Source organism: Gemella sp. GH3, from assembly GCF_013415425.1.
Lineage (GTDB): Bacteria > Bacillota > Bacilli > Staphylococcales > Gemellaceae > Gemelliphila.
This window is the reverse complement of sequence record NZ_JACBYC010000108.1, coordinates 1-22,815: the sequence shown is the minus strand read 5'-3', so window position 1 is coordinate 22,815 and position 22,815 is coordinate 1. Positions and strand designations below refer to the sequence as shown.

Below are 22,815 nucleotides of genomic sequence, written 5' to 3'. Positions count from 1 at the left end.
TACAGAATAAAAGAATTTTCTTATATACAACTAAATAATTTATAATTAACATTGTTAATTACTCCTTAGTATAAAATAACTAAAAAATTAAAATTAGTATTTATATTTTTATTTATCATTTTTTAAGTTATCATTATATTTTCAGTAATCATCTAATCAGTAATTATAAATATATTATGATATAATTAAAATTATTACTAAAAGTTAGGAGAATGCGATATGAAATATATAGTTGTAGGAACATCTCATTTTGGTTATGAAGCTGTTCAAACAATACTAAAAAATCAGCCAGAGGCTGAAATTCACTTATATGAAAGAGGAGATACTGCTTCTTTTATGGGATGAGGTAGTCAATCATATTTAGATGGGACATCTAAAAAACTATCAGAATTACACTTCGCCAACGAAGAATCTTATAAAAATCAAGGCATTAACATTCATGTAAACAGTAATGTTATAGGATTAGACACTGAAAACAAATTTGTAATAGTTCAAACTAAAGACGGTGAATCTAAAGAATACTACGACAAATTATTATTAAGTCCTGGAGGAGCCGCTATTAAACCTCCTTTTGAAGGAATAGAATTAGAAAATATTCATACTTTCAGAGGTCCAGAAGATACGCAAAATGTATACAACCTTATGAAAAAAGGAAATAAAGCCATAGTTGTTGGTGGTGGCTATATAGGGATTGAAGTTGCAGAGTCATATGCAAAAAATGGTATGGAAGTTACTATAATAGATTTGGCACCATCAATTCTAAATACATATCTTGACGAAGAATTAACAAGTGTACTTACAAAAGAAGGAGAAAAAAATAATATAACTTTCCGCGGAAAAGAAAAAGTTCTTTCTTTCAAAGGAAAAGATGGAAAAGTTAGTTCTGTTATTACAGATAAAGGCGAATATCAAGCAGATGTTGTAATTTTAGCAATTGGAGTAAGAAGTGACGCTTCTTGGTTAAAAAATTCTATAGATATTGACGAGCGTGGATTCGTAATAGTTAACGACTATTTAGAAACATCAGCTAAAGACGTTTATGCTGGAGGAGATGCAACATTTATACCATATGCTCCTACAGAAACACGTATTCCTATAGCTCTAGCTACATTAGCAAGAAGACAAGGAATAATTGCTGCACTAAATGCAATGGGAATACCTACTAAAATGCCTGAAATGAACGGAACTTCTGCATTATCTTTCTTTGATTATAAATTTGTAAGTACAGGTATTTCTAATAATAGTAGCCCATTGTATAAAGGTAACGTTAAATCTGTATACGTCGAAGAGAAAATATATCCAGATTTTATGCGTAAAGAAAATAATTTAGTAAGAATGAAAATATACTTTGATGCAGATACTAAGAGAATACTTGGTGCCCAATTAATGTCAAAATATGATATAAGCTCAGCTATTGCTGCAATATCTATTGCAATATCTGCTAAATGGACACTTGAACAACTAGCGTTAGCTGACATATTCTTCCAACCAGAATTTGATAGACCTTGGCATTTCTTAAATGTATTAGCAATGGCCGCTCTTGATTACAAAATAGGTGGAGCTGACAAACTATTATTCTAGAAATAAATAAAAAAGCTTGTTTATACAAGCTTTTTTATTTATGCATTTAAAAAGTTTAATATCTCTGTTTTTCTTTTAGCACACGATTTATTTCTTTTTTAGCTTCTTTTTGTTTTAAACTATTTCTTTTATCGTAATTCTTCTTACCTTTTGCTACACCTATAAGAAGTTTAGCATAACCTTTTTTTATATATAATTTCAAAGGTATTATACTTATTCCTGAGGTATTTTGATGTTCTTGAAGTATTTTAATTTGTTTTTTATGTAATAATAATTTTCTAGTTCTTAAAGGTTCGTGATTAAATCTATTTCCTTCTTCAAAGTGGGATATATGCATATTGTATACAAAAACTTCCCCTCTTCTAGTTTGGCAGTAAGAATCTTTCAAATTGATTCTACCTCTACGTATAGATTTTATTTCTGTTCCAGTAAGTACCAAACCTGCTTCATACGTATCTTCAACAAAATAATCGTGATGAGCTTTTTTATTATTAGCAATTACTTTTATTTCTGACATAACTATATTTTCTTCCTTTTATTTCTAGTTTTCTTCATTCTATCTTTTATTATACCTTTATGGCTCAAAATTTTAAAGTCTATCTCTTGATTTTCTAAATCTACATTATCAACCTTAACTACAACTTCATCGCCTATACGATATATTTTTTTATTTCTTCTTCCTATTAAATAAATATTCTTTTCATCAAAATTATAATAATCGTCTGTCATATTTTTTATATGACATAGTCCTTCTATCATATTAGGAAGTGTAACAAATATACCAAATCTAGTTACAGAAGATATAATACCTGAAAATTTTTGTTCTTGATGACTTAGCATATACTCGCATTTTTTAATTTGATCTACTTCTCTTTCACAGTCAACTGCCCTTTTTTCACATAAAGAAGATTGTTCTGCTAGACTAGGTAAAATATCTTCAAAGTGATCTTTGTTTTTCTGACTAATATCTCCGTTAAATAAATAACTACGTATCATTCTATGAACTAATAAATCTGGATACCTTCTTATAGGAGAAGTAAAATGTGTATAATATTTAGCTGATAATGCAAAATGCCTCATATTAAAACTAGAATATCTTGCTTGATTCATAGTTCTAAGTAATACAGTTGACAGCATACTTTCAACTGCTTCACCTTTAAATTTATCTAACATATTGGCTAACATATAGGGCTCTATTTCTGTAATATTACCTCTTAATCTATATCCAAAACTAGCAGATAAATCAAAAAACTGTCTTAATTTTTCCATTTTAGGTTCTTCGTGTATTCTATAAATAAAAGGTGTTTCTAACCAATAAAAATGCTCAGCAATGATTTCATTAGCACTTAGCATAAAATCTTCTATCATTTTTTCTGCATTATCTCTTTCTCTCACAACAATATCAATAACTTTTCCATTATTATCTACTAATATTTTGGCTTCAGCTTTATCGAAATCTATTGCTCCTCTACGCTCCCTATTTTCACGAATTTTCAAAGAAAGTTCTAATGCATAATTTAACATAGGTAAATAATTTTTGTACTCATTAACTATATCTTTATCGTCATTATATACAGCATTTACTTTTTTATAAGTTAATCTTCCCTTTGATTTTATAATCGCTGGATAGATGTCATAGTCTAAAACTACTCCTGAATTATCAAAGTTCATATCGCAACATATAGTGTAACGTAAAACGTCTGGATTTAAAGAACAAATATTGTTAGAAAGTTTTCTAGGAAGCATAGGAATTACTCTATCTACTAAATAAACGCTACAACCTCTTCTAATGGCTTCTTGATCCAAAAAACTTCCTTCTACTACATATCTACTTACATCAGCAATAAAAACTTTTAGTTTATAGCCATTTTTAGTCTTTATGACTGAAATAGCATCATCTAAATCTTTAGAGTCATCACCATCTATTGTAACAACAAGTTCTTCAGTACAATCAATATATTTACTATCAAGAGAAATTTCTTCGCTTATATTATCCAATTCATTTTCTATTTCTTTGGGAAAATCTACAGGAATCTGATGTTTATAAACAGTTGACAAAATGTCAATACCTGGATCATCTTTGTGCCCTAATGACTTTATAATAATTCCTTCATGATCATCAAATTTATTCTTTGCGTACCTAGTTATCTCTACTAATACTTTATCTCCATCTAACAAATTGTTAATATCATTTTTCGTTTTTATATATTTATCAATATTTTTATCATCACTTTTAACATGAGAAAACAACTTAGACTTAATTAAAGTACCTACCGTATATTTTGTATTTCTCTCTATTACTTTTTCTACAACACCTTCAATATTCTTATCATTAGAACTAAAATCATCTACCCATACAGAAACTTTATCACCTGTCATAGCACCTTTTGTGAATCCCTTAGGTATATATACTTCTATCCCTAGGTTAGCTATATAAACAAATGCAAATCCCCCTTGATTTACCTTTATAATCCCCTCTAATTCTAATTTATCAGCTACATACAAAAATTTATCATTCTTCAATTGTATTAATTCTTTTTTAAGAATTAATTTTTCTATATTCTTTATCAATTCTACAAACTGTTTAGAATTAGTGAGTAACATAATATCTTTTAACTCTTCTACACTTAGAACTTTCTCTTTTTTAAATATTTTTAAAATTTCTTCTAACATTTTTCCTCCTAATAACACTAATAAAATTGACCCAAAATAAATTATTTTGGGTCAATTAATAATATTAAATGTTAAACCAAGTTAAGCATAATAGAGAAACAAAGAAAATTAATCCTAAAATAATTGTTATTCTTTGTAAAACTAATTCTGCTCCTCTTACCTTTTGTTTTCCAAATAATTCTTCTGCTCCACCTGTAAGACCTGATAGTCCTCCAGATTTACTCTCTTGTAACATCACTACTATAATTATTAAAATACTGCTAACTAATGCTAATGTCATTAATAAAGTATGCATATGTTCCTCCTAATTACTTATCCACATAAAGATTATGATATCATATATTTACTTAAATTACAACTATATTATTTTTGTAAAAATTATTCTTCCAGATGATGTTTGTAAAACACTCTGAACTTCTACTTCTATTTTTTTCCCTACAGATTTTTTTCCATTTTCTACAACTATCATCGTTCCATCTTCTGTATAGGCTATACCTTGATTATTCTCTTTACCTTCTCTTTGAACATTAACAGTTAACTTTTCTCCTGCTGTTAATATAGGTTTTACAGCATTCGATAAATCATTAACATTTAAAACTTTAATAGATTGAACTGTTGCTAGTTTATTTAAGTTATAATCTGTAGTTATTATTGCGCATTTATTTTTTTTAGCGTATGAAATTAACAAACCATCAACACCGTCATGTTCTTTATATTTATAATCATTATCTATAACTAAATTAACGCTATCTATCTTTTGTAAATCTTCGACGCAATCTAAGCCTAATCTACCTTTAGCTCTTTTTATAGGATCTTCTGAATCTGATATAAGTTGTAATTCTTTTAATACAAATTCTGGAACAATTACTTTTCCTTCTAAAAATCCTGTTTCAGCTACGTCATGAATTCTAGAATCTATTAACGCACTGCTATCAACAACTTTGTCGCATACAAAATTTTTATTATTTAACTTTTTATCTTCATTTCTAGAACGTGATGGTAATCTGTTAGTAAATAATCCTAAAAATTCTCCTCCACGACGATATCCTAGAATAAATCCTAAATATCCAAATACTAAATAAAATAATCCTGACAATGACGATGTTATAATTGGTATAGACACTATAGAACTTGTTGCAAGTGATAACAACGCTGCAACTAATAAACCTAAAATAAGACCTATAGTCGTAAACACAACTTTAGACATTGGTGTATTACTTAATTTTTCTTCAATTTTTTTTATAACACTAACTAATTTCGATGAAAATAATAAAGACAACAGTAAAAATAGTAATGTGATAATAATTGTAACTATTAATCTTAATACTATAGCATTTATATTTGGAAAATAATTATTACTAAAAATAAAATTAGTTATTAATGTCCCAACGGTTACACCTAATAGACCCGAAATTACTACAATCAATTTTCTTAGCATAAAATCTCTCTCCTTATTAAATTTATTTTAATATGTGTACTTAAAATTTATTTTATATATAAGTATTTATTAACACAAAATAATGAAAAATATATTTTCGCTACAAAAGTTATAAAAATACAATTGTAGCGAAAAAATACTTTTATATATAATATTATAAATATTTTTTCAATTATTTAAACAACATATCTGTAACTAATATTTATAATAACAAATTTATGAAGTTTTGTATATAGATTTAAAAGATTTGTTCAAATACTAATTCTAAACAATTATTAATATTTTTTACAGGTATTATCTCTAATCCTTCTGTTATAGTAACACTATTCTTATTGCTATATGGAATAAATATTCGCTTAAAGCCATGCTTTTTCGCTTCATTAATACGTTGATCAATTCTACTTACACGTCGAATTTCCCCAGTAAGACCAACCTCTCCTATAAAACAATCATACATATTTACAGAAACATCTTTAAAACTAGAAGCTACCGCTATTAAAACTCCTAAATCTACAGCAGGATCATCTATTTTAACACCACCTGCTACTTTTACATAGACATCTTGTTGTTGCAATAAATATCCAGCTTTTTTCTCCAATACTGCCATTAACAACACTAATTTATTATATTCTAAACCTGTTGATACCCTTCTAGGATTGTTGAATGCTGTTGGTGTTGTTAACGATTGTATTTCTACTAAAAGTGGTCTTGTTCCTTCCATAGTACCCACTATCGTAGCACCAGAAAGATCTCTACTTCTTTCCTCCAGAAAAATTTGTGACGGATTATTCATATCTACAAGACCACCCGTTTGCATTTCAAAAATTCCTAATTCATTAGTTGATCCAAATCTATTTTTTACAGCTCGAAGTATTCTATAGCTATGATGCTCTTCTCCTTCAAAATAAAGAACAGTATCTACCATATGCTCTAACATTTTAGGACCAGCTATAGTCCCCTCTTTTGTAACGTGTCCTACTATAAAAATTGCAATATTTAAACTTTTTGCTATCTTCATAAGTTGTTGTGTACATTCTCTTACTTGTGTAATACTTCCAGGAGAATTATCTAGATTCGGATTATAAACAGTCTGAATAGAATCTATTACTAAAAATTTGGGTTTAATTTTTTTTATTATTTCATATATCAAGTTCAAATCAGTTTGTGAATAAACGTATAATTCATTAGTATCATTTTTCATTCTATCCGCCCTGATTTTTACTTGTCTTACAGATTCTTCACCAGAAACATATAAAACATCATGCTCTTTTGCCAAATATGATGATATTTGTAGCAACAGTGTAGATTTTCCTATTCCTGGATCCCCTCCTAATAAAACTAGAGATCCCGGCACTACCCCACCTCCTAAAACTCTGTTTAACTCATTACTATCTGTCAAAGTTCTAGGAACATCTTGTGTTGAAATATTTTTCAGTTTATCTACTGTTATTGCTAATTTAGATTGTGACTCCTCTGAAAGAAATGTATTGTGCTTATCATTAGTTTTTAATTCTCTTACTTCTTCCATAGAATTCCATTTATAACATCTTGGACATTTACCTAAATATTTTATACTCTGATAACCACAGGCATTACATTCATATTTTGTAGAAACTTTTTTTGCCATATACTCACCTATTTGCTTTTAACAACAAATTTATCTTTTTTATAATCTATATTAATTAAACCTGTTAAATCTGGATTTTTCAATATTTCTTCACTTAATAAATCTTCTATATTTTTCTGGATACTTCTCTTAAGTGGTCTTGCTCCATATTCTTTTATACTACCATCTTCTATTATTTTATCCATTGCTTTTTTAGTTAACTTGATAGTAATATCTCTGTCTTTTAGACGTTTTGATAAGCCATCTAATAAAAGTAGAGAAATTTTTTCTAAATCTTCTTTTTCTAATGACTTAAATACTACTATATCATCTATCCTATTTAAGAATTCTGGTCTATATTGTTTTTTTAAAGCTTCCATCATTGTTTTTTGAACATTTTGATAATCGTCCTTTATAGAAGAGCTTCCTGCAAAGCCTACAAATTTTTGATCATTAAGTTCACTTACACCAACATTTGATGTCATAATAATTATAGTATTTCTAAAATCTATTAATCTTCCATTACTATCTGTTAATCTACCATCATCAAGGACTTGCAATAGAATATTAAATATTGAAGGATGAGCTTTCTCTATTTCATCAAATAATACTACAGAATAAGATTTTTGACGAACACTTTCTGATAACTGTCCTGCTGAATCATAACCGACGTAACCTGGAGGTGCTCCTATTAATCTACTCACAGAATGAGGCTCCATATATTCACTCATATCTATTCTTATCATATTATCTTCCGAACCAAATAATACTTCTGATAAGCTTTTAGCTAATTCTGTCTTTCCTACCCCTGTTGGTCCTAAGAAAATAAAACTTCCTATTGGTCTATTTTCATCTTTAAATCCACTTCTTGCTCTGCGAACAGATTTTGCAAGGCTAATCACTGCATCATCTTGTCCAATAACTCGTTTATGTAATATTTCCTCAAGATTCAACAATTTCTCACTTTCTGTTTGAGTAAGTTTTGTTACAGGTATTCCTGTCCAAGTTGCTAAAACTTCAGCTATATGTTCTTCTGTAATAACAATTTTCTCTTTTGATAAATTATCTTGCCAAGTAATTTTAAAGTCTTCGATTTTCTTGACAACTTCATTTATTTCATCACGTTTTTGTGCAGCTATTTCAAATTCTTGATTTAAAACAGCAGTATCTTTTTCTATATTTAACTTACTTAATTCATCTTCATATTCTTTTAATTCTTCTGGTGATTTATAAAATTTCAACTTAACTTTTGAACTAGCTTCATCAATTAAATCAATAGCCTTGTCTGGCAAAAATCTATCGTTTACATATGTACTACTTAGCTTAACTGCCGCTTCCAAAGCTCCATCAGTAATTTCTACATTATGATGTTCTTCGTATTTATGCCTTAATCCTTTTAATATCTCTACAGAATCATTAGCTTTAGGCTCTTCTACCTTAATAGGTTGGAATCTTCTTTCCAGAGCAGCATCACGTTCAAAGTATTTTCTATACTCCTCTATAGTAGTTGCTCCAATAACTTGAATAGTACCTCTTGATAATGCAGGTTTTAGGATATTAGAGGCGTCTGCACTCCCTTCAGTTCCTCCTGCACCTATAATTGTATGAATTTCATCAATAAACAAAATAATATTTCCAGCTGTTTCTATTTCATTTATGATATTTTTCAAACGCTCTTCAAATTCTCCACGATACTTAGTACCCGCCAATAACGTTCCCATATCCAAAACCATAACTCTTTTTCCTAAAAGATTACTAGGAATATTTTGAGAAACTATTCTTTGAGCTAATCCTTCAACAATAGCTGTTTTCCCTACACCAGGTTCCCCTATTAATACTGGATTATTTTTGGTTCTTCTATTTAAAATTTCAATCATTCTAGTAATTTCATCATCACGAGAAATTACTGGATCTAATTTATTATGTAATGCTTCTTTAGTTAAATCTTTTGCCAAAGAATTTAATAATTCAGTTTTCTCATAATTATCTTCTTGTTCTTCAACATTTCTAAATGTATCAAATAATTTCGAGAACAACCCTTGATTCTGTTTTAAAAGGTTTGTTATCTCAATAATTAAAGCATCTACATTAACATTTTTTATATCTTTTAAAATTCTAACTGCTGTGCTATCCTGCTGACTAAGTAGCGATAATAACAAATGTTCACTACTTACAGCAAAACTCCTAGTATCATCAGCAAAATTTTGACTTTGTTCTATAGTTTTTATTGCACCAGTAGTATATTCTTTAGTCATTAATACATCATTATAAAACGGTGTTTCCTTCAATTCAATTTCATAAAATTTTTCTACTTCATTTTTAAAATCATTATAAGATACACCATATCTATTTAGAATTTTTCTTTCTAAACCATCAGTAGACAAAATAGCTAGTAATAAATGTTCAGTACCTACTGCTTTTAGCCCAAAGTTCTTTGTTTCTTTTTTTGAGTTTGTAAGAACTAATAAAGCTGATTCATTAAATCTAATATACATTATTTATTCCCCTTACTATATTTTATTGTTGTCAAGAAATCAATTAGCATTTCTCTCATATTTTCAAAAATTTCTTTTCTCGCATTTTTCAAATCATCTTCATCTAATATATACTTCTCTAAATTTTTATAATTTAATAGTAGCCTGCTAAATGCTATTCCCATAATTTCAAAATCAAAATAATTTATATAATTATCATTTTTTAATATTTTCAATATTTTTAGATAATCAATATTTTCTAGAGTTTCATTTTTTATAGTCTCAACTAGATAATCAAGATAGTCGGCATTATTATGAATAGTTATTTTGGTTATTCTTATAAAGCCTCCTCCTCCTCGCTTACTCTCTATCGTAAATCCATGCTCTGGAGTGAATCTAGTTTTTATTACATAATTTAATTGAGACGGAACACAGTCGAATTTCTCGGCAACATTACTTCTCTTAAGTGTTATAAAATCTTTATCAGAATTATTAAGTAACTCTTTTATATATTGTTCTATAATGTCCGTCATATTATTCATTATATCAACCTCCTTGATTGACTAAAATTGACCTTTGTAATATTATACTATAAATAAAAATAAAATTCTACTATATATTAATTCAAGAAAAAATAATGTATAGTATTCTAAACTATACATTATTTTTTTACAAAATTTTACTGAAAAATTCTTTAGTTCTGTCTTCTTTAGGATTATTAAATATCTCATCAGCTGTCCCTTCTTCTAAAACAACACCTTCACTCATAAATAATATTCTGTCCGCTACTTCTTTTGCAAAATTCATCTCATGAGTAACGACTATCATTGTTAGCCCTTCTTCAGAAAGTTCTTTCATTACTTCTAAAACTTCTTTTACCATCTCAGGATCTAATGCACTAGTTGGTTCATCAAATAATAGCACTTCTGGATCATTAGCTAACGCTCTAGCTATTGCAACACGTTGTTTTTGTCCACCTGAAAGACTATTTGGATAACTATCTTGCTTATCTTCTAAGCCTACTCTCTTTAGTAAATATAAGGCATTATTTTTTATATCTTCTAAAGATTTATTTTTATGTAGTGTCTTTGGCGCCAACATTATATTTTCTAGAACAGTCATATTATTGAACAAATTAAAATTTTGAAATACCATACCCACTTTTTCTCTATGACTATTAACATCATAATCTTTATCTAAAATATTTTTCTTATTATAAAATATTTGACCAGAATTAGGTTTTTCTAACAAATTCAAACATCTTAAGGCTGTACTTTTTCCACTACCACTAGAGCCTAATATAACAACTTTCTCACCTCTTTTTATATTGAAATCTATTCCTTTTAATACTTCATTATTTTTAAATTTTTTAGTCAGCTTTTTTACTTCTATTAACATATTATTTCTCCTTATTTTTCAAATTTTCTCTCAAGTTTCTTAACTAGCTGAGATAATATTGATGTTATTACAAAATATATTAACGCCGCTATCAAATATGGTCCAAAAGTTTCATAAGTTGCATTTTTAATAGAATTTGCAGCAAACATAATATCACCAACACCTACAAAGTACACTATAGATGATTCTTTTACTAAAGATATAAACTCATTACCTAAAGCAGGTAAACTATTTTTGAATCCTTGTGGAATAATAATTAATTTCATAGTTTGATAATAGCTAAGACCCAGAGAACGACCTGCTTCCATCTGCCCTTTATCAATAGCATTTATTCCTGCTCTAAGTATTTCACTTACATACGCTGCTGAATTTAATGCCAAAGCTGTAACAGCAGATACAAATGGTGAAAGTGCTATTCCTATCTCTGGTAATGCAAAATATATTATCATTATTTGAACAAGAATAGGAGTATTTCTAATAACTTCAACATAAACTACCGCTATATAATTAACCAATTTAATAGTTCCTATTTTAGCTATACATATTAATACACCAAGCAATATACCTATTAGCAATGCTAAAAGTGAAACTTCTAAAGTTGTTATAGTTGCATCTATATACATCTTATAATATTCTGATAAAAAATTAAACATAATAATCCTCCTCTAATATCTAGCGACTAACTCGCCATATTTTATCAATTGTTCTTCAAATTTATTATTTTCAACTAATTCTTCTACTACCTTATTAACTTCTAGTAACAAAGTATCATTATTTCCTTTCTTAAATGCAATAGCCAATCCGTCTGATTCAGCATCTTTCTCTAAAATAAAATTACTAAGTGTTAGAGTATTTTCCTTCTTCAAAGCTATTTTACTTACATCTTCTGCTAAAAAAACTGCATCTGCATTGCCATTTTTCAAATCTTGCAGTAAATTAGGTACATCTGATAAAGATTGGATGTTATTTCTATCTAAACCTAGTTCGTCTAATAAATATTTTTCTTGAATAGAACCTTTTTGCACAGCAATTTTTTTATTTTTTAAATCATCTAAAGATTTTATATCTTCATTACTTTTATTAACTATAAAAGCACTTCCTCCTACATAATAATTTTTAGAAAAATCTACAACCTTTCTTCTCTCCTCTGATGGATTCATACCAGAAATAACCATATCAACTCTTCCTGAAGTTAATGCAGGTAATAAAGAATCAAATGATAATTGTACTATTTCTAACTCTACATCTAATTTTTTAGCAATCTCTTCTGCTAAATAAATATCTGCACCAACTACTTTTACTTCACCATTATCTGAAATAAAAAATTCATATGGTGGATAATCTGGAGATACAGCCAATGTAATCTTTCCTTTACTTTTAATTTTATCTAACTTATTAGTATTGTCTTTACTACAACCTACTACCATCGTTATTAAAAAAATGGATAATAAAAACGTAAAAATTTTCTTCATTTTATTCCTCCTTGTAAATAATAAATTATAAAAATAAAAAATCTCTTTGCAAAATATTGCAAAGAGACGTTGTTGACGCGGTACCACTCTTCTTAGTATAAAAATTATTCTAGAATAATCGACATATAAATAAAAAAGCCTCTCTGTAAGCTAATTGCTTACAAAGAGACGAATCTATCGCGTTGCCACTCTTCTTGATATAAATTATTATACCCACTCTAATTCTTTAAGGCAGAAATACCAATTATTTTTCAATAAATTACTCTGAAGTACGTTCCCCTAAATTATAATACTAATCTCACACCAACATTAGCTCGCTTTAAATAAAAGATAGAATACTACTCTTCATCAACGTATTAATATTTATTTTTTATAATTCTATACTTAAATCAATATTTTGTCAATACTTTTTTCAAACTTTTGCTTGGAAATTTTGATAGTAAAATAATATCAACTTTTTCTGTATCTTCTCATAAGTTCTTAAATTGTTGATAAATACTTATTTTATAATTTTCATTGTTTTTTCATTTATCAAATCAAAAAGTCAACTATCGTTTACTTATAATTTTCTATATTCCTACTAAAAGAAAAAGACAATTAATTTCTTATTTTAAATCAAATATCTTATTCAATTTTTATGCATTAAATAAGTGCTTTTAGTTAACATTTTATCAAAAGTTTTTTCCACTTAGTAATCTATATTGTCTATTATTCTTAAACTCTTGTTAGATAACGGTAGCTTAATGTTTGCTAGAAAACTAGCTCAATACTCGAAGCGAACCAGCCATTAAAAATATTATTTTCCAACCAAAATGTCTAGATCACTCCATACGTTTACGAAATTTTGATTTAAACAAGTACAACTACAAACTGTAATTTTGGATTATTTTATCAAGCCGTATGCTTCAAGAGTTTTTTTTGAATTGAACATTTTTGCAGACACTTCAAGCATTTCTTTAATATAGTCCCCATCACCCATGGTTGCAAAAAATAGGATATCCTCTCTTTTAAAACCATTCTTTTTAAATATTTTCTCTGGAATTTCCTTAATATTTTTTTCTAGTATAAAAAGCAGTTTTTCAGCAAAATTCCACTTTTCATCGGATGATTCAAAAAAATCCAATTCCTCGACAGCCTCAACAATATCAACTAATGGCTGATATAAGAAATCTGGACTACTTCCATTTTCCCAAGCATAATACTCATCTATATCTGTGCTACAATTCCATGCTAAATAGAATCCATAAAAATCATCAGTAGTTATAAAACTAATAGCACATGCTTTCTCTCCTTTTACATTTTGAAGAATCTTGTCAATTTCATTTGGCAGTTCTTTAGAACATTTTTCACTAAATTCCTCAAATAATTCAATATCCATTTGAGAATTCTCCTTTCAAACTCTAATTTGTCATTATCTTTATAAAGATATTATATAATAAAGAAACTGGGAAGTCATTATTTTTTGATATTGAAATAAATTATTTACAGAGATAGATATTGGTATAAATCGTTATATAAATTCTTTCATTTGTTGTAATATCATTGTAAACTTTCTAGAATTAAATCATTAAAAATCTATAAAATACAGTAATTATGAACAATTTTCAACTAAAGGTATCTTTTATAACTAGACTTTGTCCTGCATATTCATAAAAAATATTCAGTATAGATTTTTTAATCTACACTGAATATTATACACTCAATTTAATTTCTATTGTTACTAGAACTTATAATTATTAATATAAATCTCATTAATTCCATAAGAGCTACCAAAGCTGCTGCTACATAAGTCATAGCTGCGGCAGATAGAACCTTTTTGCAGTGTCTACGTTCTTGGTCATTAACTATACCTAAATCTGTAACTTGTTCTAAAGCTCTTTTTGAAGCATCAAATTCTACTGGTAATGTTACTACTTGGAATAAAACGGCAAATAACATAAGTCCTACCCCTACCCAAGCAATAGTAATTCCATATGATCCTGCTGACTTCATCAAATATGTAAGTCCTAAACCTATCATAATAAAAATCATAGATAAGTTACCACCTAAATTAGCTAGTGGTACTAAAGCGTGTCGCCAACGCATAGGTTTATAATCTGCAACCTTATCTTGAATAACATGCCCAACTTCATGAGCTGCAATAGCTACAGAAGCTACTGTCGGTTGCGAATACACTATCGGTGATAAAACTACAGTATTTGTTGAAGGATTATAGTGGTCTGAAAGCTCAGCTTCTCCTCTTACGACCTTTACATCAGTTATTCCATTAGCTTGCATTATTGCTTCTGCTACTTCTTTTCCTGTTAATCCTGATAATGTTTTTACTTTTTTATATCTTCCGTAAGCACTTTTTACCTTCCACTGTGCCCACAATGGAATTATCATTATTAATGCAAAATATAGCAAATAACTTCCCGATATTCCATAATATCCTGGTATCATCATATATAACAATCTCCTTTTTGTGAATATTATCCACATTATATCATCTCAAAGAAAATATTTCCATATATTTGACTTTTTTTGATGATTAACTTTATAAATTTTATAACTTAATTATTATCTATATTCTTGTAGCATTTTTTAATGCTTGTGAAGTGTAATATCCTGTTTTTAAATTTTTCATTATAATTTTCACGTTTGAAACGTATTTATAATACTCTTCTTCACTTATTTTAGATAACATACTATTTAAATCAAATAGAGAATCTACTACAAAACCTATTTTATTTTCTAACACAAAATCTGCTACTGCTGATTCTGACCAAACTATGACTGGTATTCCTGAAGAAATATATAATGATAATTTATGAGGATTATTGTATCTCAAATAATTTCCGGTATTCCCTGAACAAGTTTCTAACGAATCTCCATCCCAAACCAAACCAAATCCATAATTCATTTTTAAAGGAACTTCTTCTGGTAGAAATGATCCTAAATAATTAATATTACTATACTTACCATTAGGAATATCATATCCTATACCTAATAATTCAAAATCTACATTTTTTATTTCGTGTAATTTATAAACATAAGGACTTTTAAACTTACCTAAATTACCTGCAATTATAACTTTATTAGAAAATGAAATGCTTTCATCAACTTGTTTATCATTAAAGTAATCAAACATATTTAAAGTTACAATTTTATTGCTATTTATCCCTTTATCTATAAACCATTTCTTCATACTATCATTATGAACAATAAATTTATCAGCATATGTTAGCATTTCTTCAAATTCTTTTTGATAAAAATCCCCTGTAAACATATTTCTTATTAATTCTACATCATGAATTAAAGATATTATCGTTACATTTTTTTTTGATTTTAATTTTGTTAAATATTTCAACCTACCTAACTGACGTTTTCTAAATGGGTGTTGGATAACTAATATACCATTTCTTTCTATATTGTTATATATTGATTTCCAATTTTTAAAAAAAGTAACCTGTCTTTTTATCTTTGATATTAAATCATTTTTTTTATCATTAACGAAAATATTTAACTTTTCAAAATTATGTTCATCTAAAATTTTTACAACATCATTGGTAGCTTTACTGCCAGCATGTTTTAAATCACCATAATACTCTACAATCTGATACTTTTTCATCTTATTTATTTCCTAATAATATATTTTCTAATTTTTTAACTTCTAATTTTATATTAAATCCTTTTTCATTAAAAGATTGTTCAACTTCAGAATTATCAATTCTCTTTATGTCACTATCGACAAAAGACCTTGCCCAAATATCAGAAGAATCCTCTAAATCAATAGATAAATAATCTATATTATTTACAATTTTCAATTCTTTTGTAATTTTATCACTAACTAGAACAGGTAAACCATTAGCTTGAGCTTCCAATGCAGATAAAGGTAAACCCTCAAATATAGAAGGTAATACAAATATATCAAATGCACTTAACCACGATGAAATATTATATTGAGGATCTATTAACTTTACTTTATTTTGAAGATTATATTTTTCTATGTAGTCAACCAACTCTTCTTTTATAGATTCCCCACCTTTAGAACTTCCTATAATAATAAGTCTTAAATTATCATCTTTTATTGATGCTTTATAAAATGACTCTAATAAGAATTTTTGATTTTTCTGTTTAGAAAATCTACCTATATTACCTATAATTTTATTATTTTGCCAGTTTAATTTTTCTCTTATCTTTAACCTATCTTCTAAAGAAAATTGAAATCTATCTATCTCAATTGCATTTTTTATAACTATACTATTATCAATAATTTTGTCTGAATAAAGATATTTTATTGCTGGCTCTGAACAACCAAAAAAATGGGTTGCATAATTTTTTAACAAATATCTATTTATATTATGTAATAAATATTTTATTTTGCTATTGCTTAACCACATTGACGAATGACTATGTATTATACGCGTTTTAATTCCATATTTTTTAGCATATATTAACATATCTATATTACTTAGTCCCATAACATTATACCAAATTGCATCATATTCTTTTCCGTAATCTTTAAAAAATTTATCAATAATTTTTTTATAAGAAAGATAATTCTTCGATTTAGGTGGTATATAAAATATTTTAGAATTATTTTCCAAAATTTCATCTTCAAATACTAATTTTTCTTTATATCTTGAAATGAAATCTATATGAAATTTTTCTTTATCTAAATTTCTATAATACGTCATAATAAAAGTTTCAGTCCCTGCTAATACAGGAGACATCCCAAGCATTAATACTTTATACATAATTTTCTCCCAACATAATTGTATAGAATTATTTTAATTTTATTGATACTTCCAATAATTTAGGATGAATTAAAAATAATAAGTATGGTATGTAGTATTTAAAACCACATTTGTATCCTTTTAATATAAAATTAATTTTATTTTCTTTTAATTTTTCCCAAATTATTTTTTCATTTTTCTTTAGATCTTCTTTAGATCCTGTTCTATAAAGTTGTCCTAACAACCATAAAAAACTTCTAACTTCATCCAAAAGTATAAGATTTCTTTGATGTTTATTTATACCATTAATATTTTTAATATAATCAAAAGTTTTTATGACAGTCATCTTATTCTTATTCCATGTTGAATTCATAGCACTGCTCTCTTCAATTATATAATGATATAATTGTTTATTTGAAATACTAAATAAATTACAAAATTGCAAATAATTAATACAAAACTCTAAATCTTCCATAATTGTTATGTCTTCTTTGAATTTTATATTATTTTCTTTTATCAAACTATTCTTGAATAATTTATTCCAAGTATACCCTTTTACCTGTTTATTAAAAAAAACATTTTCTAAAAATTCTTCTTTATTCAAAATAATTATCTTGTCATCTTTTTTCAATAATTTTTCTGAACTTTTCAAAACACCTACAACAGACATATCTACAAATTCATTATAATCGAACTGTTCTATTAATGTACTAAAAAAGTTAGCATCAACATAATCATCTGAATCAATAAAAGAAATATACTTTCCATTTACCATTTCAAGACCTGAGTTTCTAGCATTAGATACACCTTTATTATCTTGATTTATAATTTGAATTTTTATATGGTTCTTTTTATTTTCTTTTTCTATCTCTTTAATAATTGATAATGTATTATCAGTAGATCCGTCATTAACAAAAATTATTTCAATATTTTTATAACTTTGATTTAATATGCTATTGTAACAATTTCTTATTGAATGTTCACAATTATAACATGGTATAATAACACTTATCATATTATCTTTCCTTTGGTAATTTTTTATATTCTACTAAGTGCGTAGGCACTTGTTTTTCTTTAGGGGGATATTTTACTATTTTTCCATACTGGGTATGTAAGTAATATTCTATATCGTTTGGAGCAGGATAATATCTATCTCCAAATTTTACTTTCTTTAGGGGGAATACTTTATCTTTTTGTAAAAAATAATGTTTATTTTCTTTAGTAATTCCTCTATAATCTAAACGAATAAATTTGTAACTATCATCACTACACTCTAATTTTTCTAAACTTCTTTGTCTCATATTATCAATAGGTAAAAAATGAAATAATTCATAAAAATTTCTACTGTAAAGTTGTTTTTTTACATTTTGCTTATGAATATTTGGTGTATTTTCATAAGAATCATAAGGTGTATCATCATAAACAAATATATCTATAAACAATCCCTGATGTTCGTTAGATTCAGATGACCAATAACGTCCATCATTTAAATAACTGTGTTTGTCTCGTAATTTATAAAATTTTACACTATTAAAATTTTTGTCATTACCGTACGTTTGTAAAATCATATTCTCAAATTTTGGATTTAATTTTTTCAATTTATTCCAGTTGCATCTAGTCATAGCTAAATCTAAATCATCATCCCATGGAATTATTCCTTCATGAAAATATGCTCCTATCAAAGAGCCACCTTCTAGCCAATATTCTATATCATTTTCCAAACAAAAATTATCAAAATCTTCTAGCATTCTATAGTGTATATTATTTATTTCTTCTTTTTTTTCCCAGAATAAATCTATTTTTACTCTTTCTTGAATTTTTTTCTGTCTATATTTTCTAAGTTTATCTATCATTTTTTTACCTTCTTAATATATTTATTGACAATATAAATTATAAAAATTTTAAGACAATTCCTTTTCACATGCCTTTAATGCCGCTTCTATTACTTTATCCATATCATAATATTTATATTCGCCTAATCTTCCACCAAATAAAACATTTGTTTCTTTTTCTGCTAATTTACGGTATCTATTATATAATTCATTATTTATAGAATCATTAATTGGATAATAAGGCTCATCTCCTAATTTCCATTCTTTGCTATATTCTTTACTAATCACTGTTTTAGGTTGTGTTCCAAATTCAAAATGTTTATGTTCAATTATTCTAGTATAAGGTACTTCTCTTTCTGTATAATTTACAACAGCATTGCCTTGATAATTTTCTATATCTAATAATTCATTTTCAAAAGAAATACTTCTATATGCTAATTCTCCTAGCGAATAATTAAAGTAAGCATCTATTGGACCTGTATATATAACTTTTTTAGCTAGTTTATCTAATTCTTCTTTATATACTAAATAATCCGTATTAATCTTTATATCCGCTCCCATTAACATTTTCTCAATTATAGCAGTATATCCGTTAACAGGAATTCCCTGATATCTATCATTAAAATAATTATTATCATAAGTAAATCTTACCGGTAATCTTTTTATAATAAACGCTGGTATTTCTGTACAATCTCTTTCCCATTGTTTCTCTGTATACCCTTTGATTAATTTTTCATAAATATCTCGCCCTACTAATGAAATAGCTTGTTCTTCTAAGTTTTTAGGCTCATCTTTAATTTCTTTTTTTTGTTTTTCTATAATATTTTTTGCTTCTTCTGGAGTAACAATTCCCCACATTTTAGAAAAAGTATTCATATTAAAAGGTAAATTATAAATTTCACCTTTATAATTAGCTATAGGTGCATTTATATAATTATTAAATTCTGTAAATTGATTAACATATTTCCAAACTTCTTCATTGCTTGTGTGAAAAATATGTGCCCCGTATTTATGAATATTTATTCCTTCTATTTGTTCAGTATAAATATTTCCACCAATGTGATCTCTTTTTTCTACAACAAGAACTTTCTTTCCCTTTTTCATAGCTTCATGGGCAAACACTGCTCCATAAAGTCCACTTCCTACTATCAAATAATCATACATTAAATAAACTCCATTCTATTTTTTAATTTTCTTTTTTAAAATCATCATTAATTGCGATTCTATCTCAATATATAAATCTTCTTTAAATACTTTTAGCATTAAAATATAAGTTATAAAGAATAGAATTGACGATAACATTAGCGATAAAAATGCAGAAAAACTATATAGTTTAATTATAAAAGATATAAAAGCAGCAAATATGGCTGATATTACTATTATGAAAAATTTAATATTCGGCAATATTTTCTTCAAAATATCTTTTAAATAATAACTTTGCACTAACAATACAAATAACTCTGCAATTAAATTAGATATAGCAGCTCCTATATGAGCATAAATTGGTATCAAAATAAAATTCAATATTAGATTAATTACAGCTCCTACAATAACCGAAAATAATACTACTCTCTCTTTTCCTAGTGGTACTAATATTTGTATTCCAAATAAATTTGTTAAACCAATAAATATTACAGTAGGCATTATAATTTTCATAGCTAAAATTGAAGGGATAAAATTTTCTCCTGCTAACAAGTAAATTCCCTCTTTAGCATAAATTATAAAATAAATCGTTAGTGCCAAAGATGTTAATAAAATAAAATTGAACGATTTTTTCGTCAAGTGAATAAAATCATCTTCTCTTTTTTTCTCAACATAATACGATAATCTAGGAAGCAACACAACACCTAAAGACGTTACAATGCTAAGCAATAAGGACTTAATTTTTACCGCAGTATTATAATATCCTACTGTTGCATTATCAGTTAAAAATCCTAATATAACATTATCTAAATTAGTATAAACCGTTGTTGCACAACTAAGAGCAAAGAAAATTAAAACTGGTTTTATATGTTTTTTTAAATCGTATTCTCGAACATTAAATTTAAAATCAATATACTTTCTAACATTTATAAAATTTAAAATATTAGATGCTGAACTAGCAAATATTGTTATTGCTCCATATATAATATAATCATCAATATCCTTAACAAATATCAACATTAATAAAATAGCTATAAATTTAAAAATTACGGATCTTATCGTTATATAAGTATACTGTTCTAAAGATTTGTATAACCATTCCATTCCTATAAGATTAAAGAATATTGTTGAACTAATTATTAAAAATAATAATCCTTCGTTATTAATTCTATCAATATTAAAATAAAAATATAGAAATACAAAATATGATAAAACAGACATTATTAAATTTATTATTACTAATTCGTGTACTGTCTTAGTCAATAATTGTTTATTATCTCTTACCTTTGCGCAAGCTCGTATACCGTATGTAGGTATACCTAGTTGAGCAAAAATAGCAAAATAAGTAACTATTGACGTAGCAAAAGATACTTTCCCAACTCCATCTGCTAATAATATCCTAGATATGTATGGAAAAGTTATTAAAGGAAATATTATAGATGATAAAGTTAATAAAATATTCATAAAGAAATTTACTTTAAGATTTTTCATAATTAAACTCTACCTCTTTTCGATCCATAAAAATTATAGGAACTATCGCAAAAATAAAAGGATTATTAACAATATTTAAAATATGTTGTTCAACAAATCCTGATATTGCTATTAACATTAGACATAATACCAATTTATAATCATTTATACTTATAGCTCTAAAATAAGATAATGTAAATAATATCAACATCGTTGTCGCAAAGATAATGCCATATATTAAAAGCCACTGCAAATAAGATGAATCTATAAAATTATATCCTAAAGAACTATCCCATTCCTTCAAAGTCCACCCATTACCTTGCATTTCAATTTTTTGCCCAAATAAAGTTATATCATAATTTGATAAAGATCTATTTCCTAAATACAATCTATTAGAAAGCATTTTGTTAAAATTGTACCAATTTATATTACTAGCATTATATAAATAACTTGTAATAAAACTAATTAAAAACATTATTATAAAAATAAACTTCATATATGTTCTGCTAATAAATTTTTTCAATATCTTTACATACTTTTTATCCACTAAGTAAAATAATATAGAAGCCATATAAATTAAAAATACACTAAGTCTTGCATCTGTGTATATATCTAAAAATACAGCTAACAATATTCCGAAAAATACATCGTATAATTTAATATTGTTTTTTATATATAAGTAAGCCATATAAATATAAAATATAGATGAAGCAAAGTCAGTTGCATAAATAGCACCAAAAGAATATCTTATTCCCCTATTAACATCAATAAAAGCATAATTTTCTATAATACCTACAATACTAAAGAATAAAAATAATAGAACTAGTGGTAATTTTATAACCCAAAAATACTGAACAATTTTCTTTAATTCCACCTTGTATGCCAAAATAAAAAGAACAAAGATATTAAAAATAATATATGATTTACTAAAATACATACTTAATAAAAATATACTTAATAATAAACCTAACAAAATTAAAATTTTGACTTTAATGCTATGTATATAATTC

20 protein-coding genes and 1 other annotated feature are annotated in these 22,815 nt (G+C 26.6%); of the genes, 1 reads left to right on the top strand and 19 read right to left on the bottom strand.

Annotation, left to right across the window (positions count from 1 at the left end; translation table 11 throughout):
• Window positions 1-219 precede the first annotated feature (219 nt).
• Window positions 220-1,581: an NAD(P)/FAD-dependent oxidoreductase gene (locus tag HZY83_RS04125; RefSeq protein ID WP_179942807.1), complete on the top strand. Its 1,362-nt coding sequence runs from the start codon at window positions 220-222 to the stop codon at window positions 1,579-1,581.
• 55 nt (window positions 1,582-1,636) lie between these two features.
• On the opposite strand, the gene smpB is transcribed toward HZY83_RS04125, so the two are convergent.
• The 19 genes from smpB to HZY83_RS04030 all read right to left on the bottom strand — a co-directional run.
• Complete coding sequence (gene smpB / locus HZY83_RS04120; protein ID WP_179942806.1) at window positions 1,637-2,098, bottom strand: SsrA-binding protein SmpB; 462 nt, start codon at window positions 2,096-2,098, stop codon at window positions 1,637-1,639.
• A gap of 2 nt (window positions 2,099-2,100) precedes the next feature.
• Window positions 2,101-4,254, bottom strand: coding sequence for a ribonuclease R (rnr, locus tag HZY83_RS04115; protein WP_179942805.1), 2,154 nt, complete (start codon window positions 4,252-4,254; stop codon window positions 2,101-2,103).
• A 64-nt stretch (window positions 4,255-4,318) separates the two neighbouring features.
• The gene (gene secG / locus HZY83_RS04110) at window positions 4,319-4,549 is read right to left on the bottom strand and encodes a preprotein translocase subunit SecG (RefSeq protein ID WP_179942804.1); all 231 of its coding nucleotides are present in this window, start codon (window positions 4,547-4,549) and stop codon (window positions 4,319-4,321) included.
• A 63-nt stretch (window positions 4,550-4,612) separates the two neighbouring features.
• Complete coding sequence (locus HZY83_RS04105; protein ID WP_179942803.1) at window positions 4,613-5,692, bottom strand: PIN/TRAM domain-containing protein; 1,080 nt, start codon at window positions 5,690-5,692, stop codon at window positions 4,613-4,615.
• 238 nt (window positions 5,693-5,930) lie between these two features.
• Complete coding sequence (gene radA / locus HZY83_RS04100) at window positions 5,931-7,319, bottom strand: DNA repair protein RadA (RefSeq protein ID WP_179942802.1); 1,389 nt, start codon at window positions 7,317-7,319, stop codon at window positions 5,931-5,933.
• A gap of 8 nt (window positions 7,320-7,327) precedes the next feature.
• A complete protein-coding gene (locus HZY83_RS04095; RefSeq protein ID WP_179942801.1) occupies window positions 7,328-9,793 on the bottom strand; it encodes an ATP-dependent Clp protease ATP-binding subunit in 2,466 nt (821 codons plus the stop codon).
• On the bottom strand, window positions 9,793-10,314 hold the full coding sequence (locus HZY83_RS08585) for a CtsR family transcriptional regulator (RefSeq protein ID WP_179942800.1): 522 nt from the start codon (window positions 10,312-10,314) through the stop codon (window positions 9,793-9,795). The genes HZY83_RS04095 and HZY83_RS08585 overlap by 1 nt, the downstream gene beginning before the upstream one ends.
• Before the next feature lie 127 nt (window positions 10,315-10,441).
• Entirely contained in the window at window positions 10,442-11,170 is a 729-nt protein-coding gene (locus tag HZY83_RS04085) for an amino acid ABC transporter ATP-binding protein (protein ID WP_179942799.1), read from the bottom strand.
• An 11-nt stretch (window positions 11,171-11,181) separates the two neighbouring features.
• Window positions 11,182-11,823, bottom strand: a complete 642-nt coding sequence (locus tag HZY83_RS04080) for an amino acid ABC transporter permease (protein ID WP_179942798.1) — start codon at window positions 11,821-11,823, stop codon at window positions 11,182-11,184.
• 12 nt (window positions 11,824-11,835) lie between these two features.
• Window positions 11,836-12,642: a transporter substrate-binding domain-containing protein gene (locus tag HZY83_RS04075; RefSeq protein WP_179942797.1), complete on the bottom strand. Its 807-nt coding sequence runs from the start codon at window positions 12,640-12,642 to the stop codon at window positions 11,836-11,838.
• Window positions 12,643-12,803: 161 nt separating this feature from the next.
• Window positions 12,804-13,003: a binding site (T-box leader), on the bottom strand.
• Between the two features lie 522 nt (window positions 13,004-13,525).
• Window positions 13,526-14,020 (bottom strand): DUF4303 domain-containing protein, encoded by a 495-nt coding sequence (locus HZY83_RS04070; RefSeq protein WP_179942796.1) that lies wholly within the window; start codon window positions 14,018-14,020, stop codon window positions 13,526-13,528.
• 326 nt (window positions 14,021-14,346) lie between these two features.
• Complete coding sequence (locus tag HZY83_RS04065) at window positions 14,347-15,084, bottom strand: zinc metallopeptidase (protein WP_218925336.1); 738 nt, start codon at window positions 15,082-15,084, stop codon at window positions 14,347-14,349.
• Window positions 15,085-15,205: 121 nt separating this feature from the next.
• Window positions 15,206-16,252 carry a glycosyltransferase gene (locus HZY83_RS04060; RefSeq protein WP_179942795.1) on the bottom strand — a complete coding sequence of 349 codons (1,047 nt, stop codon included), beginning with the start codon at window positions 16,250-16,252 and terminating at the stop codon, window positions 15,206-15,208.
• Window position 16,253: 1 nt separating this feature from the next.
• Window positions 16,254-17,381, bottom strand: coding sequence for a glycosyltransferase (locus HZY83_RS04055; RefSeq protein WP_179942794.1), 1,128 nt, complete (start codon window positions 17,379-17,381; stop codon window positions 16,254-16,256).
• A gap of 28 nt (window positions 17,382-17,409) precedes the next feature.
• The gene (locus tag HZY83_RS04050) at window positions 17,410-18,375 is read right to left on the bottom strand and encodes a glycosyltransferase family 2 protein (protein WP_179942793.1); all 966 of its coding nucleotides are present in this window, start codon (window positions 18,373-18,375) and stop codon (window positions 17,410-17,412) included.
• A 1-nt stretch (window position 18,376) separates the two neighbouring features.
• Window positions 18,377-19,213 carry a LicD family protein gene (locus tag HZY83_RS04045; RefSeq protein WP_179942792.1) on the bottom strand — a complete coding sequence of 279 codons (837 nt, stop codon included), beginning with the start codon at window positions 19,211-19,213 and terminating at the stop codon, window positions 18,377-18,379.
• Between the two features lie 48 nt (window positions 19,214-19,261).
• A complete protein-coding gene (gene glf / locus HZY83_RS04040; protein WP_179942791.1) occupies window positions 19,262-20,356 on the bottom strand; it encodes a UDP-galactopyranose mutase in 1,095 nt (364 codons plus the stop codon).
• A gap of 15 nt (window positions 20,357-20,371) precedes the next feature.
• Window positions 20,372-21,826: a flippase gene (locus HZY83_RS04035; protein ID WP_179942790.1), complete on the bottom strand. Its 1,455-nt coding sequence runs from the start codon at window positions 21,824-21,826 to the stop codon at window positions 20,372-20,374.
• The coding region (locus tag HZY83_RS04030; protein ID WP_218925332.1) for a hypothetical protein at window positions 21,813-22,815 on the bottom strand (1,003 nt) is incomplete at its 5' end. The genes HZY83_RS04035 and HZY83_RS04030, both read right to left, overlap by 14 nt.

Excerpts from the sequence above, each read along its gene's own strand:
- HZY83_RS04095 (WP_179942801.1), bottom strand. The coding sequence starts at position 9,793 with ATGTATATTAGATTTAATGAATCAGCTTTATTAGTTCTTACAAACTCA.
- secG (WP_179942804.1), bottom strand. The coding sequence starts at position 4,549 with ATGCATACTTTATTAATGACATTAGCATTAGTTAGCAGTATTTTAATA.
- smpB (WP_179942806.1), bottom strand. The coding sequence starts at position 2,098 with ATGTCAGAAATAAAAGTAATTGCTAATAATAAAAAAGCTCATCACGAT.
- HZY83_RS04045 (WP_179942792.1), bottom strand. The coding sequence starts at position 19,213 with ATGATAGATAAACTTAGAAAATATAGACAGAAAAAAATTCAAGAAAGA.
- radA (WP_179942802.1), bottom strand. The coding sequence starts at position 7,319 with ATGGCAAAAAAAGTTTCTACAAAATATGAATGTAATGCCTGTGGTTAT.
- glf (WP_179942791.1), bottom strand. The coding sequence starts at position 20,356 with ATGTATGATTATTTGATAGTAGGAAGTGGACTTTATGGAGCAGTGTTT.
- HZY83_RS04085 (WP_179942799.1), bottom strand. The coding sequence starts at position 11,170 with ATGTTAATAGAAGTAAAAAAGCTGACTAAAAAATTTAAAAATAATGAA.
- HZY83_RS08585 (WP_179942800.1), bottom strand. The coding sequence starts at position 10,314 with ATGAATAATATGACGGACATTATAGAACAATATATAAAAGAGTTACTT.
- HZY83_RS04050 (WP_179942793.1), bottom strand. The coding sequence starts at position 18,375 with ATGATAAGTGTTATTATACCATGTTATAATTGTGAACATTCAATAAGA.
- rnr (WP_179942805.1), bottom strand. The coding sequence starts at position 4,254 with ATGTTAGAAGAAATTTTAAAAATATTTAAAAAAGAGAAAGTTCTAAGT.
- HZY83_RS04080 (WP_179942798.1), bottom strand. The coding sequence starts at position 11,823 with ATGTTTAATTTTTTATCAGAATATTATAAGATGTATATAGATGCAACT.
- HZY83_RS04070 (WP_179942796.1), bottom strand. The coding sequence starts at position 14,020 with ATGGATATTGAATTATTTGAGGAATTTAGTGAAAAATGTTCTAAAGAA.
- HZY83_RS04075 (WP_179942797.1), bottom strand. The coding sequence starts at position 12,642 with ATGAAGAAAATTTTTACGTTTTTATTATCCATTTTTTTAATAACGATG.
- HZY83_RS04065 (WP_218925336.1), bottom strand. The coding sequence starts at position 15,084 with ATGATACCAGGATATTATGGAATATCGGGAAGTTATTTGCTATATTTT.
- HZY83_RS04060 (WP_179942795.1), bottom strand. The coding sequence starts at position 16,252 with ATGAAAAAGTATCAGATTGTAGAGTATTATGGTGATTTAAAACATGCT.
- HZY83_RS04035 (WP_179942790.1), bottom strand. The coding sequence starts at position 21,826 with ATGAAAAATCTTAAAGTAAATTTCTTTATGAATATTTTATTAACTTTA.
- HZY83_RS04105 (WP_179942803.1), bottom strand. The coding sequence starts at position 5,692 with ATGCTAAGAAAATTGATTGTAGTAATTTCGGGTCTATTAGGTGTAACC.
- HZY83_RS04055 (WP_179942794.1), bottom strand. The coding sequence starts at position 17,381 with ATGTATAAAGTATTAATGCTTGGGATGTCTCCTGTATTAGCAGGGACT.